The sequence below is a fragment of the Puia dinghuensis genome (assembly GCF_014642875.1).
GTDB lineage: Bacteria > Bacteroidota > Bacteroidia > Chitinophagales > Chitinophagaceae > Puia > Puia dinghuensis.
In genome coordinates this window covers 651395-674641 of record NZ_BMJC01000005.1, presented here as the reverse complement: position 1 = coordinate 674641, position 23247 = coordinate 651395, and the positions used below count along the sequence as shown (strand labels likewise).

Sequence of the window (23247 nt, the reverse complement as noted above, 5' to 3'; positions counted from 1 at the left end):
CAATATCCCCCTATTATCAAGCGTGAAAACGCTAATGTCGTCAAGTGTTATGAGTAAATAGCTGCTCGGGGGTCAATTCTGATCGCCGGAATCGGAGGTGTGGAAGATATTTCCGGCTGTATCGACTGCGCATAGGCCTGTAAAAGGATAAGGATTACCGGTGGAAAATGTCCAGTTCAACGTGCCGGTAGTGGAATTGACCGATAACAAATTATTGGCGCTGCTGAAAATGACCGAGCCGTTGAAATATAGCGGGGTATTCTCAAGACCCACCACGGAATGGTAACTCCATTTTAGATTACCGGTGCCTGCATCGAGGGCATGCAGGTATTGGCTGGTGCTGGCGATATAAACCGAGCCGTTGGCTACGCACGGGCTGGCCAATACGTAGCCGTCAGAATAGCTCCATTTTAGCGTGCCGGTAGCTGCATTCAGCGCATAGAGGTTGTCGAAACCGCCCGTAACGTATACTATTCCATTGGCAACCGTGGGGCTTGCGTTGACCACATCCCCGGTGTAATATTTCCAGACGAGATGGCCGGTAGCTGCGTCCATTGCATATACATTCCTATCCGAACTGCCAAAATAAACGATCCCATTGGCGACTGCGGGGTTGCCGGGGTAGACGGCAGACGAATCACTGGAGGGGTTGACGCCCCAGATGATCGCGCCGGTACTGCTGTTCACGGCATACAGTTGGTCGTTCGCGAAATAGACAACGCCGTTATCGACAGTTGGTGACCCGGAGGAGGCCTTCCCGAGCTTTATTTTCCAGTCGGGCGTCCACGGATTTGTATTGACAGCATAAAAAAAGGAATCTGCACCGCCGATGTACAGTGTCCCATTGACTACCGTGGGATTGGATTGGAGATGGTTGTTCGGACTCGTCAAGTAGCTCGACAGGAGGCTACCGGTAGTCTGATCAAAAGCCAGCAAGTTACCGGTGAAATCGGCCTCGTACACTTTGCCGCCCGCCACTGTCGGCGCCGGCCAAATCGGAGCCGAATTATCGTAATAACTCCACTTTGCTTTTCCCGTTGCGGCATCAATGGCATATAGATAGCCGTTCTTAACAAAGGCGGTCTGGTTGGGCGCAGCCACGAAGATGGTTCCCGCCGGCGGAGGGAGGGCCGCAGTGACGACAGCCATGTAAGTTTTGGTCGTTCCGTCTGTGGCTGTTACCGTATACTTGACCGGGTTGGTAAAATCTTGCGGGGTTAAACTAGTCGGGGAGACTGTTTTGCCGGTTGTCGTAATATAGGGCACCAGAGCGGTGAGTTTCGTCGCAAAGGGTACTGTCAATGCAATCGTATCTGCCCCGATGAAGCCACTGACGTCGGCGCTTAGATTGGAGGAATTGTCCGATGCGCGGAAGGAGAATCCCGTAATGCTCTTATCGCTGGATACGAAGTTCACCAGGACATGATATATTTTATTACTACTGTCCTGAGCCGTAACAATATAGTTCAGCGTGGTGCCGAAGTTTTGACTGGTTTTGCTGGCAGGGCTCACCGTTTTTCCGGTAAAACTGATCGTAGGGATGAGATTCGTGATGTTGACGCCTTTTGCGAAAACAAGGTTTATACTGTCGGAGGTGATGGAGGCGGTGATATCCGCTGTTAATATAGCAGGATTGTCGGTTGCTTTAATGATAAAGGAGGTGATAACCTTGGCTGAACTGGGGGGCGGAACCGGAGTTGGGGTAGTGCTCGGCGTGGGGGGAGTAATGGTTCGGGTACAGCCGGCCAGAAATACCAGGAAGCCTGCAACTGCGCGACTTGCGCGAGATGAGAGCAATAGGCGGGCAGAAATGCGGTTCATAAGTCGAGGAGTCGGCTATAAATATAGGCAGAAGAAATGAGAATGTCAAACTCCTGCGATCCAGGGATACTTATAGGGGCGACCCGGTCAAATCACTTCGGACGGAATGATTCGCCCTGCTGACCCACCTGTTCAGCCGAGATCAATACCTCCAGTTGTTCTATTTTAAGTTGGAGTCGCTTAACTTCATCTCGGTTGATCTTATCTTCCAGGATTAAGAATTTATTTAAGCGGATCACTAGCATAAAGGTTAATATTATTGAGAAAATCCCGACGATCTGCAGCTTGTCATATGGTTTGTCATTCCTCCATAAAAACGAAAAAAGAAGATCTCCAAACAGGTAAGCAAATATCAAATTCAGCATCCAGCGTAACCATTTATTTCCATTCTTTCCACTGACAGAAAGAAGATTCTTTAATTCCTGTTTGGCATCTTCATACTGCACTTTAATAGGTTCCCGGAGCCGCACCGGCCTCTCCCTGGTCCATCTTTCGATTTCCTCCGAAATAGAATCTCTTAGTAGTGATCTTAACGTTTGCATGATAGCCAGTGTAAAATCATTTCCATCCTGCAGGTCTAAGGGAAGCCTTCCTAGCGAATACGCATTCATCACTTCTTCGTACCAGGGTATAGGACTCAAATGCCGATCGGATTTAAGAAGAATTTCGAAAGTCCGGACAAAATCAGGCAACATCTTATTCAGCAAAACCGAAATTCTGTTACTGGTAAGTTCTTCTCCAAATAAAGCTTTTAGTCTATCAACACCTACAGTCGACAAAGCATCATATTCGCTTACAATTACTACTGCGTCTGATATCTCTCTTCTCATTGCTACATTTGTGTGAATACCTGATCCAGAGGAGGTGTCCCAAAAAATGTAATCATATTTATCGCTAAATTCTCCTTCTATCTGTAGTAGTCTCGCATGAAATGTAGAAATATCTGTTGATTCAGTTTTGAAAAAGGAAAAGGTCGCAGGTATCATATGCACTCCATCGGGGAGTTTGACAATCTCCAACGGTGTTAGTACTGTTGTCATGTCGAATGTCCCTGAAGGTTTTCTTAGCTCCGATGCCGCAATTTTACATTGCGAATACACCTCCTTTAAATAAAATAAGGTAAGTCCATTAGTAATAGGATCAACGTCGACGATCAGCACCTTTTTGCCAAGCGAATTGAGAAAACTGGCAAAAGTACACGTCAGCAGCGTTTTTCCTGATCCTCCTTTCGGGCTGACCATGCAAATTATTTTACTCATGGTTACCCCCCGTCCATTTTTTTGCTATTTCCCTATTCCTCTCGATTTCCGCCCTGACCACTTCATTGAAGGCCGATCCTCCTAACTTTCCAACGATCTCCAGGTACACCGGAACCAGTTTTTCAGGTGAATTGGGATACGCCTGAGCAAGCGCGATCAACCCGGCAATTTGTGCCTTCAGTTCCATCAATCGGTATTGTCCCTGGTTAACGGATTCAACATGCCGAAGAAAAAAGCCGTCACCTTCACACGGATTTGTTTGAAACCCAATATAAGCGCTTCGCAAGGTCATCATCAGGCTTTGATTCTGCTCACTTATGCTATAAAGAAGCCCCTGAATCTTCGTCGCATATTCTGCATTTAGGCGAATGGCGGCTTTTTTTTGGACATCCAGATCGGCTTCCAACTTCTTCTGTTGATCTTTTAATGCAAGAGGAAGCAATAAGAGCTACGCAGAAAGCCTTCTTTAATCAATTTTACGGTAATTTTACCCAATGTTTATCATGTTTACTGCATATTGTATCATTTTTACAGTAACTTTGATCGGAACAACCTTATCAGTTTTACAAGTAAAACCTTCCTTTTGATCAATTTTATAGTTAAGCCAATCAATTTTACAGTTATAACAAAGGAGCACTTATGGACGCAAGACCAGTGGGAGGACAATGGCTGAAAGAACACTTTAACCTGGTGAATTACACCTTGACACACAGTTCCTATATAGCGAATAATGCATCGATTCGGCTAACCTCGAAAGGGAATATAGAACAAGATTACGGTATTAAGTATGCTGTTACAATTGAAAACAATGTGGTGCACCAGATTGAGTTTTACCTAAAATACGACGATCTCAATCTGGACTTCTTACAAGCTATTTTTCAGCTGGTCCCGAAAATGGAGATCGAGGCTTTTATCGGTGAATCACCTGCCGGCCGGTCGGGGCGAAAGATTGGCTTTTGGTACGAATTCCTGATGGGGAAGTCCCTCACGCTTAACCGATCGGTTTCCGGTAATTACATTGACCTGATGGATTCCGATAAATATCTGACCGGGCGAACGGAAAAGAATTCCCGCTGGCGACTTAATAACAATCTTCTCGGTACGAGTGCGTATTGCCCGATTATCCGGAAAACCAGGGAACTAGACGACTTATTAGGACAAGACCTCACAACAAAATTAGAAGAGCTTAAGGCGAACTACCCTGAAGATATTTTCAGGCGGGCAACAAATTACCTATACACCAAGGAGACGAAATCGTCCTACGAAATAGAAAAGGAACAGCCTTCCGCAGACCGGACACAAAAGTTTGTTGGTTTGCTGCAAATGGCGGGCTCTGAGCCCAATGAACAAATGCTCCAGGAAAGTCGGCTCGTAGCCTTGCAAAATGCTATTGTCGATCCTCGTTTTGCCGCCGCTGCTTTTCGGAATTTTCAGAATTATGTCGGCCAGTCGATGAGCAATGGCCAGGAAATCTTTCACTATATCTGCCCACCTCCTAACCTGATGCCTTCATTAATGGAGGGACTACAAGCGCTGACACTTAAAACGGCAGGACAGACCCCCGCAGAAGCAAGGGCGACCTTAATCGCCTTTGGGTTTGTATTTGTTCATCCGTTTGAGGATGGCAATGGTCGCTTGCATCGGTTTCTAATACACGATGTACTAGCCCACGATGAAAAAGTGCCAAAAGGTTTGATCATTCCTGTGTCCGCTCATATGCTCAATCATATCAGGGAGTATGACGTGATCCTGGAAAAATACTCCAAGCCGCTGATGCAACGTGTAAAATATTCGACGTCTGGAATAGGAGAAGTAGAAATCCTCAATCCGGAGGAAATAGAAGGCTACTTCAGATATCCCGACCTTACCGATCAGTGCATTTACCTAATCCGTACCATCCATGAAACGATACGGGAGGATATGCCCAACGAACTGACCTTCGTTCAACGCTTCGATGAAGCTAAACGGGCGGTTCAGCAGATAGTAGATATGCCGGATAAGAACATCACGATGATGCTTACGTTTCTTCATCAGAACAAAGGCATATTTCCAAAAAGGAGACGCGAATATTTTGAGAAACTGACCGACGAAGAAATTCAGCTAATGCAGGAGGCTTATCGAAGGATCTATGAGTTAGACTAAACAAAGGATTTCGAAAGTATAGAGAAATTGATGCAAATTTGAAAAGCTGGTAGATCAAGCCTTTTCATTTTCTGTATTGGAAGTGACGGACCGCCGCCAGGACAGAAATCGCGTGGTCCAGCAACATGCTAACCAGGCGATTCTTAAGGTTGAGTTGAGTTGCGCGCATTGCCAAATTTATGTATTATAACGGGATGCAACGGTGCGGAATTCTTTGTTGTCAAGCCTACATAACTAAGTGATATGAACGGTTCGCTACGATATGGCTGGCTCCTGTTATCCGGGTTGATATTTTTTTGGGCTTCCTGCTCCAAACATGCGGCTTCCCATGACTCCGACTGCGGGTGCATCACCCGGGTCGTACCCATGCTGACGGATACCCTCCTGCCCCGGGACGAGATTGATTCGATCAACAGGTTATTCCGGGAGAACAATCTTTCTACGGCTAATCTGCAATTCTATTCATTCAAGGTCTATACGGTACATGACAGCACGTACAACGGAATCCAGGAACAAATACTGGCGGTTCAATTCTACCGTAATTTGCCCCTCTTTAGTGTTGCAGGCGATAAAATCTTTCTATTTAATGGCGGGCAGTTGCAGCCCCCACCACCGCATTACTGGGACGGCTACGATGGCCCTGCCCCCGATGCGGACACCTCCGGTCACCAAGCCTTGTCTACACTGCGAAGCGCATTCTTTGAAAGACTTGCAGAGTATGTCAACCCCGGCGGTCCCGCGCTGTTGGCTGATTCACCATACCACCCGTTGAACTATCACGACTCTTGCTTCGTGGCAAAGCTGGGATATATAGACGCGGCATGGGCTCCAGGGAGCAGCGTCAGGCCCAATGCCGGCCTTATAAAAGTTTGGAGAGTCTCTCCACTGAGCGGTGAACCTCCCGTCTATGTGCAGGATAATAATGGAGTTTCGTGGCCGGTTGCTTTAACTTTTCCGAAAAACTACCCATGAGTCCAGTAACTACACCGACCCATTAATGGTAACCCGTTAACGAATGATTATGACGGTGCCTTTTATCCGAAACGGCTTATTGTAATAATCGACTCCGGAGATGATGTAGACGAAGGTTCCGGAAAGTGGATGGCCGCCAGCGGTGCCATCCCAGGAAAGATTGGGATCGTTGCTGGTGAAGACATTGGTGCCCCAACGGTCGAATACGCTTATTTGTATCTTCTTTGTGAGCCCCTGGATCTTGATATGCCAGCGATCGTTCGCTCCATCACCATTGGGGGTGAATGCATTGGGGACGAAGATGCGGACCGAATCGAAAACTTTGATGTTCACGGGCGCCAGGACGCTCTCGCAATCTCCCCTGGTGAAAATAACATACAGGGTCTCATCCTGTGAGATATCGGGGGTGTGCAGAATGCCTGATGCTGAGCTGTCCAGGATCGTTGCGCCGGACGTGGGGCCGTCGAGTAGTTGATATAGTCCCTTTTGGGGATTGCCTACCGTGATGACAGTCGAAGTATTCCTTGGGATGTATTGATCGATGACCTGCGGGACGGGGGGTGTGAGTTCGATATCGGTGATAGTGAGCAGTTTACTTGTGACGACGCAGGAATACTGGTCAGTGACGGTAACCGTATACACGCCAGCTTTCAGGTTGCCCAGGTAGCCCGCGGTGGTGCCGATGGGTGTGGAAGGACTTTCGCTGTTGTACCAGTTCCAGGTGTAGGTCCTGGTTATATCGATCATGGTCAGGTACCGGATGAAGCCGGTACCGGCATTACAGGTGTCGTCCTGCAACTGGAGATCGGCATAATTGAAAGCCGGTTTAGGGACCTGCGGGACGGTTAGGCGTGGTATCTGGGCCTGGCAGCCATATGCGTTGCTCATGCCGAGCTGATAGACGCCGCCGGGAAGGCCGGTGAGGTCCTGGGTATTGCCGATGACAGTTGCATCGCCTACGCTCGTCCAGGTGAAGGTGGAAGCATTTGTGAAAACTATACCGGTGATGGAGCCGTTGGGCGTGGCACAGGAGGCAGGTGTAATGACCATTCCACTGGTATCGTACGAGATCGTGCCGTTATCAACAATCGGATACCAGAGGGAGAAAATGGTATCGCAGGTGCCACCGTCCTTAAATACGAGGCGGTATTTGCCGGCTTTGACGTTCTGAAGGTCAAGGGCAGTCGAAACCGTCGTGCCCTGATCGTTTAGCCATGCCAAGTACACAGGCGGTATGGCGTTTTGGTACGTAATGCCGGTCACCGATCCATTGGCATTGCCGCAGGTAGTGCCGATCACATTGACCGTTGTCGTAATAAGCGAGGGCGCTGGCTGGATGGCGAGCGTGTAGGGACCGTATTGCACTAAGCAGGTGGGGTCCTGCTTAAGTGCGAGCTGCAGCGTGTAGGCCCCCGGTGCGAGTCCCTGCAAGGGATTGGCCGCGCTGAAATCGGGGCATACCGTGGCCCCGGCACTTAGCCAACTATAGTTTGTAGCCGCATCGAACGTGCCGGAATAAGAAAGCGAACCAGAGACCTGTCCGCAACTGGGTTGGGTTACGGTAATGGAGGCAGGATCGAATGGAGGCAAGGTAACGTTGGTGATGGTATAGGGTGTGCTGCTGGCGTTACAGGCTTCGCCGCCGATGGAGGTGACGAAGGTATAGGTGCCCGGGCCGAGGTTTGTGAGGTCGAGGCTGTTGGAGATAATATTGCCGTTAGCATCCTGCCAGTACCACTGCGTTCCGCTGGAGACCTGGATGTTTTTAATGGAGCCGTTGTTGCGGCCGCAAGTGGCGTTTTGCACGACAATATTGGTCGTATTGATGGTGGCGGTGGAAAAGGCGGAAGTAGCGCCATAGGTGTCGGTAGCCGTGGCGACGATAGCGCCAGTGGCCGGGAGTGAATAGCTCCAGTTGCCGTTGTTGTCGGCGGTGGTGGCGCCGATGTAGGTTTTCCCTTCGCAGCCGGGACATAGGTCGTCGTAGAACAGCTCGATGGTGGAATTGGGCAGGGCGGTGCCGCCGACCGTGCCGGTGGTCAGGACGGAAATGTTCACATAGGGAGCGGGGTGGCTGTAATGAGCAGCGTCGAATACGATTCCGATGGAGGTATTGCAGAAAAAGCTGTTTTGGGAGATTGTAATGGGACCGCAGTTGGCTTCGACAACGCCTTCAACATTATTGGCAATATAGTTCTTTTGGCCAGCGCCGGGGCCGCCAATGAGACCCTGGCTGCAATTGTTCAGTGAAATATTGTCTCCATTACTGTTGGTGGCGCCGCTGATAAGGTTGGTGACGTTGTCCAGGGCTACGCCGATGTGATTGCCCTGGATGACAAAAGGATTGAAGATGTCTGTGAGCTCGTAACCGCCGACGCTGACATTATCCGTGATGTTGACGAGGATGGTGGGTTTTCCGGTATTCCAATTGCCATCGATGAGGAAAGGTGCGTTATTGGGAGATAGTCTTTTGTTGCCGGTGACATCAACGCCCACTTTGTTGCCCTGGATATTGAGATAGCCGAAGTTCTGATCGGTGATGGTGGAATATTCCAAAGGTTCGATTGTTTGATTCATCAGGTTGCCTTCGCCGGGGTTGAGGCCCCCGATCTGCAGATTGGTGACCTCAATGGTAGCAATGCTGGTGCCGTTAAGTTGCGCGGTACTGGCGCTCGTTCCGCTCTCATCGGTCCCCATGATGTTTCCCTGAATGGTTATGTTGTCGGTGGTGAAAGGCTCTTCCGGGATATTGACGATGCTAATGGCCGCCGCGAAGCCCTGGATGATATTTCCCTTGCCGGCGGCGCCGATGTTAACATTGTTGCACTGCTGGACAGAAATGCCAAAATAATAAGAGACACTTTGGAGGAAGAGGCCGTAAAGCTGAATATTATCGACCCCAACGATATTAAAATAGTAAAAATGATCTGAGGCGCTTACATCGGTGATGATGACGCGGGCGGCGCTTATGCCAAAGGGTGCACCGGGTTGGGTGGTTCCGTCAATCGTGGTATTGGAGGGCAGTTTGGGCAGAGTGGATGCCAAGGTGATGGTCCGGCCTGCCCGGGATCGATCTGCAATATTGAAGACGATAAGGTTGGGGCCGGCACCATTGGCGGCGGCCTGGTTAATGGCGTCACGAAGGGAACCGGGTCCGCTGTCGGCATTGGTGGTCACGGTGAACGTTGTCGCCAAGGCGGAGAGGGTCCAGGTCAAGAGGAGTAGGGTCAGGGTCAGCCGCATAGAGTGGGTACAAGATAGGCAAAAAAGGCGTGATCTCCAGGGGGGCGGGGGAGCTTTCGCCGGGTCCCGGTAACGCTAATTCGTAGAAGTAGCAGCTGATTTCTTGTGTGCTATATAGTCTTGAATAGTACTCTCATCCGCATTCATGTTAGCCAATCGAACGATCATCGGGATGTCATCGTACTTCAATGTCTCTTGTTCTATTTGTTTGTAAACCAGCGACGACTCCCCGAGTACTTCCCTCATGTCCCGCTTGAATTTCCGATAACTTACGCGTTTTTTCCAATTTGCCGTTTTAATCAAATAAGGTTCGTTTTTTGGCTGAATAATGGCAAATGGAGTGCTATGCGGGAAATAAAATAACTGGATAGGGCCATTGATCACGCGAGGAACCATCACCCTTATTTCACCAAATCCATAGGGCATTACTTCAAAGAGTTCCATATAGAGACTGTCAGAGGTGAAATAATCATATTTATAGGTTTGAAACCGCTTGGTCTTAGTAGTCTGGAGATCTTTCTTATACCAGACCGATTGTCCATTTTGACCGAAAGTGTGATCAAACTTGAAATAGCCCACAAGGGAATCATCACTGGAATGCATTTCGCCGCGGATATAGCCGGCCGTATCGATGGTTTGACTATACGTTGTGAAATGGAGAATCATCAGCAGTATGCTAAAGGACAGAAATTTCATAAATCAGAGTTAGGTTCATGGTGGTGTTTCGGACGTAGTTTATAGAAGAGAAGGAGTTTCATTGGGGTAAAGATAATTCATAAATTTGTTCATGCAGAAATTTATGACCCTCGCGCTCACTCTCCTTCTGGTTTGCGGATGGGCTTCCGGCCTCGCCCAGACGCTAAGCCCCGCAGCATTCATTTCCCTAGCTACAAAAAAAGCTCTGGAAGTCGATTCCTTTATGACTCAAAAGGGATTTGAGAAGAAGGTGTTTTCGTCCAATGACGACTTCAGCATTGTCAATTATTCTTATCTGGCTAAGACGGACTCGGGTGCCATTCAACGAAGCCTCCACGTGGGCTGGAGGAAAAAGCTGAACATCCTGGAACTGCAGTACGGACTCTGGCAAAAGAAAGAGGCCGTAGATTTTATCGACCAGCTTTTAAAGCAAGGATTTACCAAGCATACTGTTTCAACTCCGGATATTGGTGGGAACAGCCCTTCCAAGTCGGTCCATTATCAAAAAGACCGGCTACGCATAGATTATGAGGAGATGGATCAGGGTGAAGGCGTTAAGGTTTATATTTTTACCATAGAAAACGAGCATTATCAGCCATAGCTAATTTGTGACTGGGATCGCGGTTGATACGGGATATCTTCTTTGGACCTCTGCAATGGATTTCTCAAGCGTCATTAGGGCATTTTATCCTCCGGGAGCTTACAAATACAAAAATTGTTGGTTTATTTACAATAATTACCTCTATCTTTAGCGCGACGCCGGCACCTCCGATGAGGCGCCCCAACATACCTTCAGACGAGCGAAACGACCCCGACGAATCTTTAACTCATTTCCATAACACTAATCTCCATGGTCCCTCCATGGAAACCCCATTGGCTCTGTCATGTATTATTTTTTTTACGGGTTCCTCTACCTTGTATCTCTTCTTCCCATGCGGATCCTTTATCTGCTGTCAGACGGCATTTATGGGATAGTCTATTACGTCATCGGCTATCGAAGGAAAGTCGTCATGGACAATCTGCGGCAAGCTTTCCCTGAGAAAACGGAAGCCGAACGTATCCGCATCGCGAAAAAATTCTATCATAACTTCATCGATTCTTTTGTGGAGGTCATCAAGCTTGTATCCGCGAATGAGTCCTGGTTGCACAAACGATTCACGGTAGATGCGCGCGTGCTGGAAGACGTGTACGCGTCGGGTAAGGCCTGCCAGATGCACCTGGGGCATACTTTCAATTGGGAATGGGGTCAGATCGTGCTGACTGCGTTGACGAAATACCAGATATTGGTCGTATATATGCCCATCGGCAATAAGGTATTTGAAAAGCTTTTCTACCGGCTTCGAACCCGCAGCGGCAATGTATTTTTGCCGGCGCCCAATATGCGCGAAGCCATTGTTCCGTATCTCCCCAGCCAATACTTGCTTGGGCTGGTCGCCGACCAATGCCCTGGCAATATGCAAACCTCTTATTGGATCGACTTCATGGGACGCGCTACCCCTTTTGCCAGCGGACCGGAAAAAGGGGCGCGCAGCGGGCACCTGCCGGTGGTCTTTGCAGCTATCGACAAACCCCGGCGTGGTCATTATCACGCTACCATCAAGCTCGCTTGTATGGATGCAGCCGCGCTGCCGGAAGGCGAGCTGACCCGCGAATATGTACGATACCTGGAATCCGTGATCCGTAGCCGGCCAGACATGTGGCTGTGGAGCCACCGGAGATGGAAACATGCCTGGAAGGAAGAGTATGAATCGCTGAGGATCGATGAGGGCGCAATGGCGGGTATTCCTTGCATTAACACGTGATTAACCAACCGGAGATTTACTTCATGAATGTCAGTTAGTCTGACTTTGCAGGAGCAGGTTTCATTGCTATTTCCTCCTGCAGTAAATCAAACTCGTCATCTTCAAGCGCCAGAATATTATTAGCAAATGGTTGCGTAGGCGCTACGGCTACATCCCTGACTGTAAACGGGACTAATCTACCCAATGCTGGTTCCGTCGCTTATCTGGGTAATTCCGGTTATCAGGGTATTGCTCCAGGAAACGTGACCCTCAATGACATGCTCAATGGCGTTGGATCCCTGGGAAGCCTTACCGCGACACTCAGTGCCAATGCGAGTTATTCCGTTTTCGACTGTGGCACTGTGTTAGCCGATTCCCTTGTTCTGATAACTGATAATTTTCCTGCATCGGATGCAAACAATGCATTTGCCCGCCTCGTCAATGTTTCTTCGGATTCCACGGCTACTTCCATTACTGCCGCAGTAGGAAATAACGTGGTAGGTTCGAATATAGCTTATGGAGCGGCTTCCGGGTTTGTGCAGGTAACTCCGGGATCATATAGCATTACTGCTTTTAACGTCAACAAACCAGGAAATGTGGCTACTTTAACTGAACTCCGATCTTAGGCAGAAGCAGGGTTGTTCAGTGTTCTTCCATCCAAATGATCGAATTGCCCGTATGAGATTCATTTTCCTCCCATAGGGGATTGGCGGGGTCTTTGATCCATTTACCGTCTACGACAAATTTGTAGAGGTGCTTGCCGACGGACAGATGCACGCTGACGACCCAGGCATTCCCGGCCCGGGTCATCCTTAGTGAATTTGATGTCCAGTCGTTAAAATCCCCTGCGAGGTATACGGCTCTGGCATTCGAGTAGCCTTCCAGCCGGAAAATATAGTTCGGTTGTACGATCAGGTAGGAATTGACCGAATGGTTGTCCCTGTCAAAGACGAATAAGGAATCGGCAGGATCGGTGATCCATTTTCCATCCACCACGAATTTATATTGGTAGTTGCCGGGGCCTAAGGTGTAGGGCAACTCCCAACCTTCCGGCGTCCGATGCATCAGCAGGTCATTAGTCCTCCATTCATTGAAGGAGCCCGCGAGCGCCACCGATCTAGCCGATGTATAGCCTTTCAGGAAAAAACGATGCGGCTCCCCCAACCGGAGCATGGAATTGAATCCATTATGTCCGTCCGGCAGCCGGGCGCCGTTGGCCGGGTCTTCCATCCATTTCCCATCTACCAGGAACTTGTAGGTATACGTGCCTTCCGCCAGGTAAAGGTCAATAGTCCAACCATAAGCTCCTTTTGACATGGGCAATTCTCCCGGATTCCATTTATTGAAGCTGCCAGCCAGGTAGACATCCCGGGCGGCATTGACTCCCGGAAGGACGAAGATCGTATTGGTTTTGTAATAAACAGAATTCGTATTGCCCATCCCGTCGTCTTCATTCAGTTGATTATCCCTGTCTATCGTCCATCCGCCATCTATTATGAATTTATACCAATACTTTCCGGGACCCAATGGTACGAGGGTCGTCCATCCGCTGTCCGTCTTCTTCATCTCCAGGGCTGCATGTTGCCAGTTGGTAAAGCTGCCGGCTAAGAGCACCTGACGGGCTGAGGTATGACCTCTCAAAAAGAAGGAGACGAGGGAATCCTTCACTGCAAAGGGGTATTTTCCAACGAATCGGTTGAACCCAAATACCAGGTTGTCGTTTTGTGCGGGGAAAAGGTCATAAGTATTGGGATGATCTTCTATAAGGCTCATTCGCCGGCCAGGGTCATTCAGGTTACCTACCGCCAGCATCTGCTTGCTCAGGATGATCATCCGCTGGTTGTTCGCATCCACTCTCCAACCCATTTTCTGCAGTTGCCGGAACATTTGTTCTCCAGCCTCCTTCCCGTAGTGACCAAAGAGCAATTTGGGCAGATCGAGGTCCGAAAGGTCGTACTGTTCAATGAACCTGTCCAACGAGGCCTTATCGAGATTCCTGCTCAGGCTGATAACCATCCTGCCATCGCTGACGGTATAGGAGGTCCATTTCGGGTTTTTCTGGGAGAACAGCTGTCCGGGAAACACCACGAACAGCAGGCAAGCAAGCAACCCAATGCCCGCCAGCCGTCCGATCCGTCGTCTGTTTCCTCTCATTTCCATATATACATCTTATGGTTCACAAAATTAAAACCTATTTTATGAAGCGACAGGAAGTCGAAGCCCAACACCCCGTCCAAACAACTTGTATTATAGGAGTCGCACATGCTCTGCAGGTTCGTGATGAGGATGGGAAGATTGGTGATATCCCTGTCTCCGATGCGAAGGCCTTTGATATCTCCGTACAATGCTTCCACCTTATGACTCCCGCTGCCACCCAATAGCACCTTGCGGGTGATTTCCACCTGCTGAAACACTTTGTCAGGCAGCCGGCTGTCCAGAACATTGGTTTCGGCCCCGCTATCTATGACGAATTTCAGTTTTTTCCCTTTCAGGTAAATATTTACAATGATCTTATTACCATCGATATCGATGGGGATGGTGCTGTAGGCACTGGTGTCCGTCAATTGCGGGTTATGGTAAACGCCCGACTCTTTTTTCCCCAGCAGGTGCAGGTAAATGACGCTGGCGCCGTAATCTATGATCATTTCAAAATGCATGAGCAGTTCCATACCCAGCAAACCGTATATTCTGACTCCTTTGCTGCTTTCTATATGGCCCAGGTTGATCAGATCAGCATCCACATGGGAATACCTGACCGGCCCCATCCGGAGGCTGTCCACAGCAGTCCGGGCGGAGATAGCGGCCGAACCGGTGATTCCCCCTCCCTCTGTCGCACTGGAGGCGGGGTAATGACGGAAATAGGTTATGTTCAGCACCAGCCCCGGGGCCCCGGTATCCAGGACGAAGTAACCTGTGGTGGTATCCACCTTCGCCCGGATGAGGATCAGATTTCCTATGCGGGTAAAGGGAATGGTACAGGAAGCAGAATCGCTGGATATGACAGGATCGATGGAGATAGCAGGATCGCCGGGGAACGTGCGTTGAACCCGGTGGGGGAATACGGGGGAGAGCGATAGTGTATATGCCGGACTGCCGGAGAAAAAGACGGCAATCATGGCAGCAATCAGGTATGCCCTCCCGGGTTTCATAGAGGGAAGTTACTATAATAATTTCTATATGTTTCTATTTACAAAGCCGTTGTCATCCACGGCTTTGTTTTTTGTTAGTGGTGAGCGCAATAAACCATTAACAATTCTATCGGTCTAGTATATCCGTCCGGACATTCGAATCAACTACATTATTAACTATTCTTCTTTAATCATTAATCAAAGATGAAAAAACTTCATTTTTTCTACGGCCTGTTTTTTGTTATTACTTGTGCGCTCATTAGCTGTGTCAAAGGGGATACTGGTCCTGCCGGTCCTGCGGGGCCTGCGGGTGCAGACGGTGCAAACGGCGCAGATGGCGCTCCGGGCCCCGACAGTGTGCTTTATAGCAGCTGGATGCCTGTGAATATGTCTAGTACCATCGATGCCCATTCCGACACGACTTATTATCAGAATTTCACTGCCGATGCGATAACGAGTAATATCTTAAATACCGGGACGATAGCAACCTATTTAGAAACCGTCGATAACCAGGGGAATCAGCTCATTTTTAATGCCGCGACTGCGTTGACGGAGACCTATTATGTGGGCGATATATATGTTGCATCGTTGCCACCTGCTGCGAGTAACTCGGCCGGATTCAATTATTCCGGTTACAACTACCGCTTTGTCGTTATTCCCGGCGCTATCGCCACTACGATGTTCAAGGGAATGGGTCCACAGCAAATTAAAAGTATGCCTTATCCGGCGATCACGAAATTGCTGAATCTTCCCGCGAATAGTTCGAATGTTCCTAAGAAATTAGGTTCTCAATAAACAGCATGACCCCGGCGAATGAGAAAGCCGGGGTCATTAACCTTAGTACTGATCGAAGAAATATATAAGCATTCAGAAGAAACGTATAAGTGGCGCCGGATCGGTAATGAGAGCTTTGTGTGGTACCAATAAACACAAGTTCAAATGAAAAAGACCGTATTTATTACCGGCGCGTCTTCCGGCTTTGGAAGAGAAGCCGCTAAGCTATTTCATCAAAAAGACTGGAATGTGATCGCTACCATGCGTAGACCCGGAAAAGAAACGGAACTATCCGCACTCGGTGGTGTGCACGTGACCAGGCTGGACGTTACGGACAAGACCAGCATTGCGACGGCGGTAGCTGCGGGTATTCGTCAGTTCGGGGCGATCGATGTACTGGTGAATAACGCCGGCTTCGGAACGCTTGGCGCACTGGAAGCTGCGTCAGAGGAAGTGATCAGGCAGCAGTTTGAGGTCAACTTCTTCGGGCTGATCGAAGTCACCAAGGCCATTTTGCCTGGCATGCGGGCGCGGAAGGCCGGTACCATTGTCAATGTGTCTTCCGTTGGCGGAAGGCTTGGCTTCCCATTCTCGTCCCTCTATCACGCCACTAAATTTGCCATAGAGGGGTTGACCGAATCCTTGCAATACGAACTCAACCCACTGGGTATCCGACTGAAATTGGTCGAACCGGGCGGTTATAAAACAAACTTTATCGATGGCGGGTTAAATTTTTACGGTGTTGGTGACCTGGACGGTTATCAAGTAGCCTACGACCGGTTCCAGGAGAAGATACAGCAGTGGCCCTTGTCAGAGAATATCGGCGAGGTGGCCGAAGCTATTTATGAGGCTGCCTCGGACGGCACCGATAAGTTACGTTATCCAGTTGGCCACGACACAGCACAATTGCTGGAGGCCCGGCGGCAAATGGACGATGTGGCGTTCAAAACAATGATGGCAGGACAATTGGGTGTCTGAGTGAAAGCGGTAACTTTAGGTCACTAATGAAAAGAGCAGTCAAACCTTATATTGACCTGGAATCGATCGACGACCTGTACGATCTGGTAAAATTTCCCCGGCCGCGGCATCCCCTAGTCGGGGTAATTGACCATACGGATTTTTACGCCATGCGGCATAAAGATGATTCCCTTTACCGATTTGGATTTTACACGATCTCCTGCAAAAAATTCGAGGGGTTGCTGCATTACGGTAAAGGTCATTATGATTTTAAAGAAGGCTCGCTATTATTCACCGCACCCGGACAGGTGATCGGTCCGGGTCCTGACGTCAAGGTGGAGGAAGGATGGGCTTTGTTCTTTCATCCGGACTTGTTGTATGGAACGGATCTAGGCAAAAAGATGCATCAGTATTCCTTTTTTCACTATGAGGTGAATGAAGCGCTGCACATTTCGGAGGAAGAAAAAAGGCTTGTTAAAGATTGTGTCGATAAGATCGCCAGAGAATATATGCAATCCATCGATAAGCATACCCAGGGCCTTATCGTCAGCAACCTGGAACTGCTCTTGAACTATTGCAACCGTTTTTATGACCGGCAGTTCTATACGCGGGCCAAAGTGAACTCCGACGTTGTACAGCGCTTTGAAACCTTACTAAAAGAATACTTCAACCAGAGCACATTAATAGAAACCGGTTTGCCCGCCGTCACTTATTTTGCTTCAAAGCTGCACTTGTCACCCACTTATCTTTCCGATCTGCTGCAGAAATTTACCGGAAAGAGCACCATGGAACATATTCACCTCGAATTGGTCGAAAAAGCCAAGTCGTTATTATGGGGAACGGAAAATTCGATCAGCGAGATCGCCTACGAACTCGGCTTTGAACATCCTTCTCATTTTACAAAGATCTTTAAGGCCAAGACAGGCAAGTCGCCGAGTGAGTTCCGCCATCTCAATTAGAGAGGGGAGGGGCGGATTAAGTTATTGTTACGTTGATTTTTGCTAAAAATAAATGGCTTGTCCTTTTCTTAGTTTTGTCGCACTCCTACCAGGATGTCTGCGACTCCCTTTCATATAGATAAAGCGCTGCTGCGACTCATTTCCAAGGGCGACACATCTGCCTTTAACAGATTTTATCACCAGACCAATGCGATGATCTATAAGGCCGCTATGGCTTATGTCAAAGACCCGCAGATAGCTGAAGAGATCGTCCAGGTGGTATATATTAAGATATGGGAATACCGGGAACGGCTGATACAGGTGCAGGACCCGGACGATTATCTCTATATCCTTGCACGCAATACGGTATTTGATTACTTCAGAAAGGTTGCCGCGGAGCATAAACACCTGGCTGCCCTACGGCAACAATCCCCGGAACATTCAGACCTGGTGACGGCCAGCCTACAGGAAAAAGAGGGTAGGCAGCTGCTTCGCCAGGTCGTTGCCCGCCTACCTTCCCAGCAGCAGCAAGTCTACCTGCTTTCCAGCGAAGAGCAGATGAGCTATGACGAGATAGCTGCTGCTATGCACATTTCCCGGTTCACGGTGAAGCGGCACCTGGAGCTGGCCCGCCGCTTCGTCCGCAAATGCTTACACCACCTGGGCGGATTATTTTAATTTATTTGCTTTTCGATTGGGCCGATCTTTCCTGTGCATCGTCTTTATGCTATATGACGCCCGAACGTTTCTCCCATCTGCTACAATTATACCGGAACGATGGCCTTTCACAGCCGGAATGGGAGGAACTGCGGACGGCTATCCTTGAAGGAGGCTTTGAAGAATATTGGCAGAAGGATTTTGCAGCTATGTGGCAGGGAGTGTTGACAGAGCACGATGTAATCGCGGCGGGCAAGCGGAAGGCTGTTCGTCGGGTTTTGGTGCGGTCTACTGCTGTTGCCGCGGCTTTAATGGGCTTCGTTTTATCGATCTGGCTTGTAAAAATGCGACAACAGCCTGATGCAGGCGACTCTCATCGGCCGCAAGTTGCCAGGATTGCACCGGGCAATATCAACAAAGCTGTGCTTTTGCTTGCCGATGGGAGTCGGATAGCACTGGATAGCGTTCATAATGGGCAGATTGCACAGCAGGGGATTACGCGGATCATCAAGGGCAATGGTACAGTTTCGCTGGTTGCTATGGCTGGGCCTGACGAAGCGGGCTTATACTATAATACGATCATGACACCCAGGGGTGGACAATACCGGGTTGTCCTTCCCGACGGCAGCAGGGTATGGCTCAACTCCGCTTCCTCGCTGCGATTCCCAGCTACTTTCCAAGGCAACGAACGTGCGGTCGAGCTGACGGGTGAAGGGTATTTTGAGATAGAGCAGAACCCTCACATGCCTTTTATCGTGAATATACGTACACCTTCCGGGGATGGAGGGCGGGTCAATGTGCTGGGGACACACTTCGATATTATGGCTTACCCCGATGAACAAACGATCAATACCACCTTACTACAGGGCGCTGTTGCCGTATCCAAGGGCGAACTGGTCACAAGATTAATGCCTGGTCAGCAGGCTGCCTTTGACAGCGTCAATCATCAACTGCGGGTGAAGCAGGTCGATACCCTTCAGGCGACGGCATGGAAAAATGGGCTGTTTGAATTTGATAATACTGATCTGACCGCTATCATGCGACAGCTTTCCAGGTGGTATGATATAGAGATCGTTTACCGTGTCCAGCCTGATAAGGCGCCGCTTGGCGGCAATATCAGCAAGAACCTGGATCTGGCAGATGTGCTTGCTCTGCTGGAAGCCAGTGGAACCAATCATTTTAAGATAGAAGGTAAAAAAGTATTGGTGCTTCCATAAACTTTATTGGCTATGAAATTAACTGCTTTCTGCATTCTGGCCTTTTGCCTGCAGCTCAGCATGGGCGGCTATGCACAAAAGGTAACGCTGGTTGTCAAGAACGTTTCCCCGCAACAGGTTTTCAGAGAGATCACCCGGCAGACCGGCGTCTCGTTTGTATACAAAGAGTCTCTGCTGGAAGGCGTGGCTCCTGTTAGTATCCAAGTGAAGGACGCCACCATTGAAGCCGTGCTCGATGCTTGTTTTAAAGGCAGGCAAATTGGATATCAATTGGTAGGTAAAAGTTTTGTTATCAGGCAGATCCCGCCAGCAGCGGCTCCCGTGGCTGAGTTAGAGATAAACGGGGTTGTACGCTCGGCGAGCGGAGCTGCCCTGGAAGGTATTTCCGTCACTGAGAAAGGAACCTCCAACGCCACACATACCCTCAATGATGGCAGCTTCCATTTACGGGTATCCGGACCCGATGCCGTGCTGGTATTTACGTCCGTTGGTTTTAAAACGGTAGAGCTACCGCTTGCGGGCCGTACACAGGTGGAAGTGGTGCTGGAGACATCGTCACAGGAGCTTTCCGGTGTAGTCGTCACCGCCCTTGGTATTACCCGGGCAAAACGTTCCCTGGGCTATTCTGTCGAGGAAGTAGGCGGGAAGGAATTTACCCGGGTGAACCAGGAAAATATATTGAGCGCCATGTCCGGCAAGGTCGCCGGAGTCACCATCAATTCCACCAGCGGCACAGGTTCATCCGTGAGCATCATCATCCGGGGAGCCACTTCCCTGAGCAGCGACAATCAACCCTTATTTGTGGTGGACGGCGTCCCTATTGCCAACACCTTGAATAATATAAGTGATGTAGGTATCAATAACCGGGTCGATTATGGCAATGCCCTCTCCAGCATCAACCCGGATGATATTGAAAGTGTAACCGTGCTGAAGGGGCCCAGCGCGGCAGCCCTGTACGGATCAAGGGCGGGTAATGGAGTTGTCCTGATCACCACCAAATCCGGGCGCGATGTCCGAAAGATGACCGTGAGCCTGACTTCGAGTACGGTTTTTGATCAACCGTATAAGTTTCTGAAGTTCCAGCATACCTTTGGATCAGGTGCGTTTTCTGCTATTCCGGTCTCCGTAAGCGGCAATCCACTATCCAACCCTTTCGGAAGCCTGATCCAGGAGAATGCGCATACTTTTGGGCCAGAGCTGAACAAGGGGTATACTGCAGTGCAGTGGAATAGCCCCCTCGATGCGAACGGTAATCCAATTGCTTTACCTCTCATCTCTCATCCGGATAATGTCAAACATTTCGTACAGACAGGTATTACCAGCACCAACGGCGTTGCGATCGCCAATAGCAATGAGTCTTCCTACTACCGGCTTTCCTATGCGAATATGTCCAACAGGGGAATCATCCCCATTTCGGACCTTTATCTCAACAGCCTCAACCTGAACTCCGGGCTGCGTATTTACAAGACCCTGCGTCTTAGCACAAGCATCGATTTTAGCCGGAACAATTCCAATAATCGTCCGGCAGGGGAGCGGGGATCCAATCCCCTGGAAGCGGCCTATGATGTATCTCCGCATATCGACATCCGTGACCTGACGAGTTACTGGCTTCCCGGTGAGCAGGGCATCCAACAACGCACCCAGTATAAAGGCGCCTTCAACAATCCCTATTTCCTCGCATATGAAGTGAAGAACAGCTTTGTCCGCGACAGGGTTTTCGGCAATATCAAGGCGGACTGGCAGATGAGCCCTGCTTTTAGTCTGATGGCCCGCTATGGCCTGGACACTTATAATGAAAAGCGGGAACTAAAGATCCCAGAGAGCTATACGGATGATCCCGGGGGAGGCTATGGTATTATCAATCTCAATTCCTTTGAAAATAATGCCGACTTCCTGCTCACCTACAAGCATGCATTTTCTCATTTCAGTCTGTCCGTTTCGGCCGGTGGCAATACCCGTTATCAGAAAGGCGCAACAGTCCGGACGGCTACCGTGGATGGCGCGGGCGGCCTGATCGTGCCCGGCGTATTCACGATCCAGAATATACTGCCCAATAACCTGAGCTATTCCAGCACTTCGTATCAGAAGGGAGTCAAGAGTCTCTATGGCCTGATGAATATCGGTTATAAGGACATGGCTTACCTGGATATTACCGGCCGCAACGACTGGTCCAGCACCCTGCCGAATGCGCAGCCTTATTTTTACCCCTCTGCTTCTCTCAGCCTGCTGGTCAATGCCATTGCCGGCATTCACTCGCGGGCTATCGATATGATCAAGCTGAGGGGTGGCGTTGCCCAGGTTGGGAATGATGCCGGTCCTTATCAGCTGCTTGCCGTATTATCCGATACGGGCGCCTGGAGCGGCATTCCCCGACTGTCTACTTCCGCTAACCTACTTAACCAGAACCTTAAGCCCGAGATCGCGACTTCCTATGAAGGCGGGGTCGATCTCAATATGTTCCAGAGCAGGCTCAGGCTGGCGGCGACCTACTACGTAGTGGAAAATAAAAACCAGATATTCAGCACTGAAACGCCACCTTCTTCCGGTTACACCTCCAGGAGTATCAATGCCGGACTGCTCCGGAGCAGGGGCATCGAGTTATCCCTGGGCGGCACCCCCGTTCTGGGCCGGGACTGGCGATGGGATGCCACCGCCAATTTTACCCGGAGCCGGACTACGCTTGTTAAATTATACAGCGGCTTGCCTTACTTCACTCTATGGACTGATGCTGCGGGTGGCGCCTGGACCTATGTTGGCGATGAGATCGGGGATATTTATGACGCCCAGATGGTCACGGTCACAGATAAGGGGTCTCCCTATTATGGGTATCCGCTGCTTGACAATACGGGTAAATGGCAATCCGTCAGCGCTATCAATGCGCGTAATAAGATCGGCAATTTCAATCCCAAGTTTATCATGGGGTTCCAGTCTTCTATTTCCTACAAGCAGTGGAGTCTGAGCTTCACGCTCGATTGGCGGAATGGCGGTGACTTTGTCTCCCAGACCTATCGCTATGGTGAGGAGTTCGGGCAGTCCTCTCTGTTCTATGACCATCTTATCAATCCGGGTAACAAGACCGGTCAGCAGCTTCACGATTACCTGGTGGCCAATTCGGGCAAGCTGATCCGCAGTACGGGTAATAATTTCCCCCTGGTGGGGGGCCCTACTCCGGAATACAATGGATATCCTTTTACCTATGGGCCATATACCCTTCCCTATGGCGGGGTGTTCATTCCCGGGGTACGGGCGTCCGGATATGATGCAACTGGCCATCCCACCGGCTATATCGAAAACCTGGGACAGAACATCAACGCGCGTAACGGTACGGCTATACTCCCTTTTGCGGGTGCGACGGCCTTTGGTTTTACCCGCGCTTATCTTTTTCCTGCCTCCTACCTGAAGCTGCGTGAAATATCCGTGGCCTATGCATTGCCGGCGAGGGTCGTCAAGGTTTTGAAAGCACAGAATGCCAGCATTTCGGTATATAGCAGGAATATCATTTTGTGGACGGCTGCAAAGATCAATATCGATCCGGAGAATGCTTACCAACCTTCCACGAATGTACAAGGGAATGGTATTCAGTTCAAACAGGGAATTGAAAGATATAATGTCTATCCATGGGTGATCCCTGTGGGATTTAAGTTGAACGTAATATTTTAAAT

Annotated in this window: 18 protein-coding genes; 11 read left to right on the top strand and 7 right to left on the bottom strand. The window is 49.5% G+C overall.

What is annotated here, in order from left to right:
- Positions 1-72 precede the first annotated feature (72 nt).
- The 3 genes from IEY39_RS24345 to IEY39_RS24335 all read right to left on the bottom strand — a co-directional run bounded on the left by IEY39_RS24345 (position 73) and on the right by IEY39_RS24335 (position 3486).
- Positions 73-1821, bottom strand: coding sequence for an outer membrane protein assembly factor BamB family protein (locus tag IEY39_RS24345; RefSeq protein ID WP_188936577.1), 1749 nt, complete (start codon positions 1819-1821; stop codon positions 73-75).
- A 92-nt stretch (positions 1822-1913) separates the two neighbouring features.
- Entirely contained in the window at positions 1914-3062 is a 1149-nt protein-coding gene (locus tag IEY39_RS24340; protein WP_188936575.1) for a ParA family protein, read from the bottom strand.
- A 10-nt stretch (positions 3063-3072) separates the two neighbouring features.
- Positions 3073-3486 (bottom strand): hypothetical protein, encoded by a 414-nt coding sequence (locus IEY39_RS24335; RefSeq protein WP_188936573.1) that lies wholly within the window; start codon positions 3484-3486, stop codon positions 3073-3075.
- Between the two features lie 233 nt (positions 3487-3719).
- Here IEY39_RS24335 and IEY39_RS24330 point away from each other — a divergent pair, with 233 nt between their 5' ends.
- Both IEY39_RS24330 and IEY39_RS24325 read left to right on the top strand, forming a co-directional pair.
- Positions 3720-5222: a Fic family protein gene (locus tag IEY39_RS24330; protein WP_188936572.1), complete on the top strand. Its 1503-nt coding sequence runs from the start codon at positions 3720-3722 to the stop codon at positions 5220-5222.
- Positions 5223-5465: 243 nt separating this feature from the next.
- On the top strand, positions 5466-6194 hold the full coding sequence (locus IEY39_RS24325; protein ID WP_188936570.1) for a hypothetical protein: 729 nt from the start codon (positions 5466-5468) through the stop codon (positions 6192-6194).
- A 36-nt stretch (positions 6195-6230) separates the two neighbouring features.
- Here the strand turns inward: IEY39_RS24325 and IEY39_RS24320 are convergent, their stop codons facing one another.
- Entirely contained in the window at positions 6231-9437 is a 3207-nt protein-coding gene (locus IEY39_RS24320; protein WP_188936568.1) for a T9SS type B sorting domain-containing protein, read from the bottom strand.
- 75 nt (positions 9438-9512) lie between these two features.
- Positions 9513-10133: a hypothetical protein gene (locus tag IEY39_RS24315; RefSeq protein WP_188936566.1), complete on the bottom strand. Its 621-nt coding sequence runs from the start codon at positions 10131-10133 to the stop codon at positions 9513-9515.
- Positions 10134-10224: 91 nt separating this feature from the next.
- On the opposite strand from IEY39_RS24315, the gene IEY39_RS24310 reads away from it, so the two are divergent.
- The 3 genes from IEY39_RS24310 to IEY39_RS30285 all read left to right on the top strand — a co-directional run bounded on the left by IEY39_RS24310 (position 10225) and on the right by IEY39_RS30285 (position 12540).
- A complete protein-coding gene (locus IEY39_RS24310) occupies positions 10225-10734 on the top strand; it encodes a hypothetical protein (RefSeq protein WP_188936564.1) in 510 nt (169 codons plus the stop codon).
- 283 nt (positions 10735-11017) lie between these two features.
- The gene (locus IEY39_RS24305) at positions 11018-11935 is read left to right on the top strand and encodes a lysophospholipid acyltransferase family protein (RefSeq protein ID WP_188936563.1); all 918 of its coding nucleotides are present in this window, start codon (positions 11018-11020) and stop codon (positions 11933-11935) included.
- A gap of 62 nt (positions 11936-11997) precedes the next feature.
- Complete coding sequence (locus IEY39_RS30285) at positions 11998-12540, top strand: DUF4397 domain-containing protein (RefSeq protein ID WP_188936932.1); 543 nt, start codon at positions 11998-12000, stop codon at positions 12538-12540.
- Between the two features lie 16 nt (positions 12541-12556).
- Here IEY39_RS30285 and IEY39_RS24295 read toward each other — a convergent pair whose 3' ends face one another.
- Positions 12557-14068 (bottom strand): glycogen-binding domain-containing protein, encoded by a 1512-nt coding sequence (locus tag IEY39_RS24295; RefSeq protein WP_229689073.1) that lies wholly within the window; start codon positions 14066-14068, stop codon positions 12557-12559.
- Entirely contained in the window at positions 14065-15063 is a 999-nt protein-coding gene (locus IEY39_RS24290) for an aspartyl protease family protein (protein WP_188936560.1), read from the bottom strand. The genes IEY39_RS24295 and IEY39_RS24290 overlap by 4 nt, the downstream gene beginning before the upstream one ends.
- 183 nt (positions 15064-15246) lie before the next feature.
- On the opposite strand from IEY39_RS24290, the gene IEY39_RS24285 reads away from it, so the two are divergent.
- The 6 genes from IEY39_RS24285 to IEY39_RS24260 all read left to right on the top strand — a co-directional run bounded on the left by IEY39_RS24285 (position 15247) and on the right by IEY39_RS24260 (position 23245).
- On the top strand, positions 15247-15837 hold the full coding sequence (locus IEY39_RS24285; protein WP_188936558.1) for a hypothetical protein: 591 nt from the start codon (positions 15247-15249) through the stop codon (positions 15835-15837).
- 144 nt (positions 15838-15981) lie between these two features.
- Positions 15982-16794 (top strand): SDR family oxidoreductase, encoded by an 813-nt coding sequence (locus IEY39_RS24280; RefSeq protein ID WP_188936557.1) that lies wholly within the window; start codon positions 15982-15984, stop codon positions 16792-16794.
- A 26-nt stretch (positions 16795-16820) separates the two neighbouring features.
- A complete protein-coding gene (locus IEY39_RS24275) occupies positions 16821-17732 on the top strand; it encodes a helix-turn-helix domain-containing protein (RefSeq protein ID WP_188936556.1) in 912 nt (303 codons plus the stop codon).
- Positions 17733-17825: 93 nt separating this feature from the next.
- Positions 17826-18389 carry an RNA polymerase sigma factor gene (locus IEY39_RS24270; RefSeq protein WP_188936555.1) on the top strand — a complete coding sequence of 188 codons (564 nt, stop codon included), beginning with the start codon at positions 17826-17828 and terminating at the stop codon, positions 18387-18389.
- A 5-nt stretch (positions 18390-18394) separates the two neighbouring features.
- Positions 18395-19585, top strand: coding sequence for a FecR family protein (locus IEY39_RS24265; protein WP_188936554.1), 1191 nt, complete (start codon positions 18395-18397; stop codon positions 19583-19585).
- 12 nt (positions 19586-19597) lie between these two features.
- Complete coding sequence (locus IEY39_RS24260) at positions 19598-23245, top strand: SusC/RagA family TonB-linked outer membrane protein (protein ID WP_229689072.1); 3648 nt, start codon at positions 19598-19600, stop codon at positions 23243-23245.
- Positions 23246-23247: the final 2 nt, after the last annotated feature.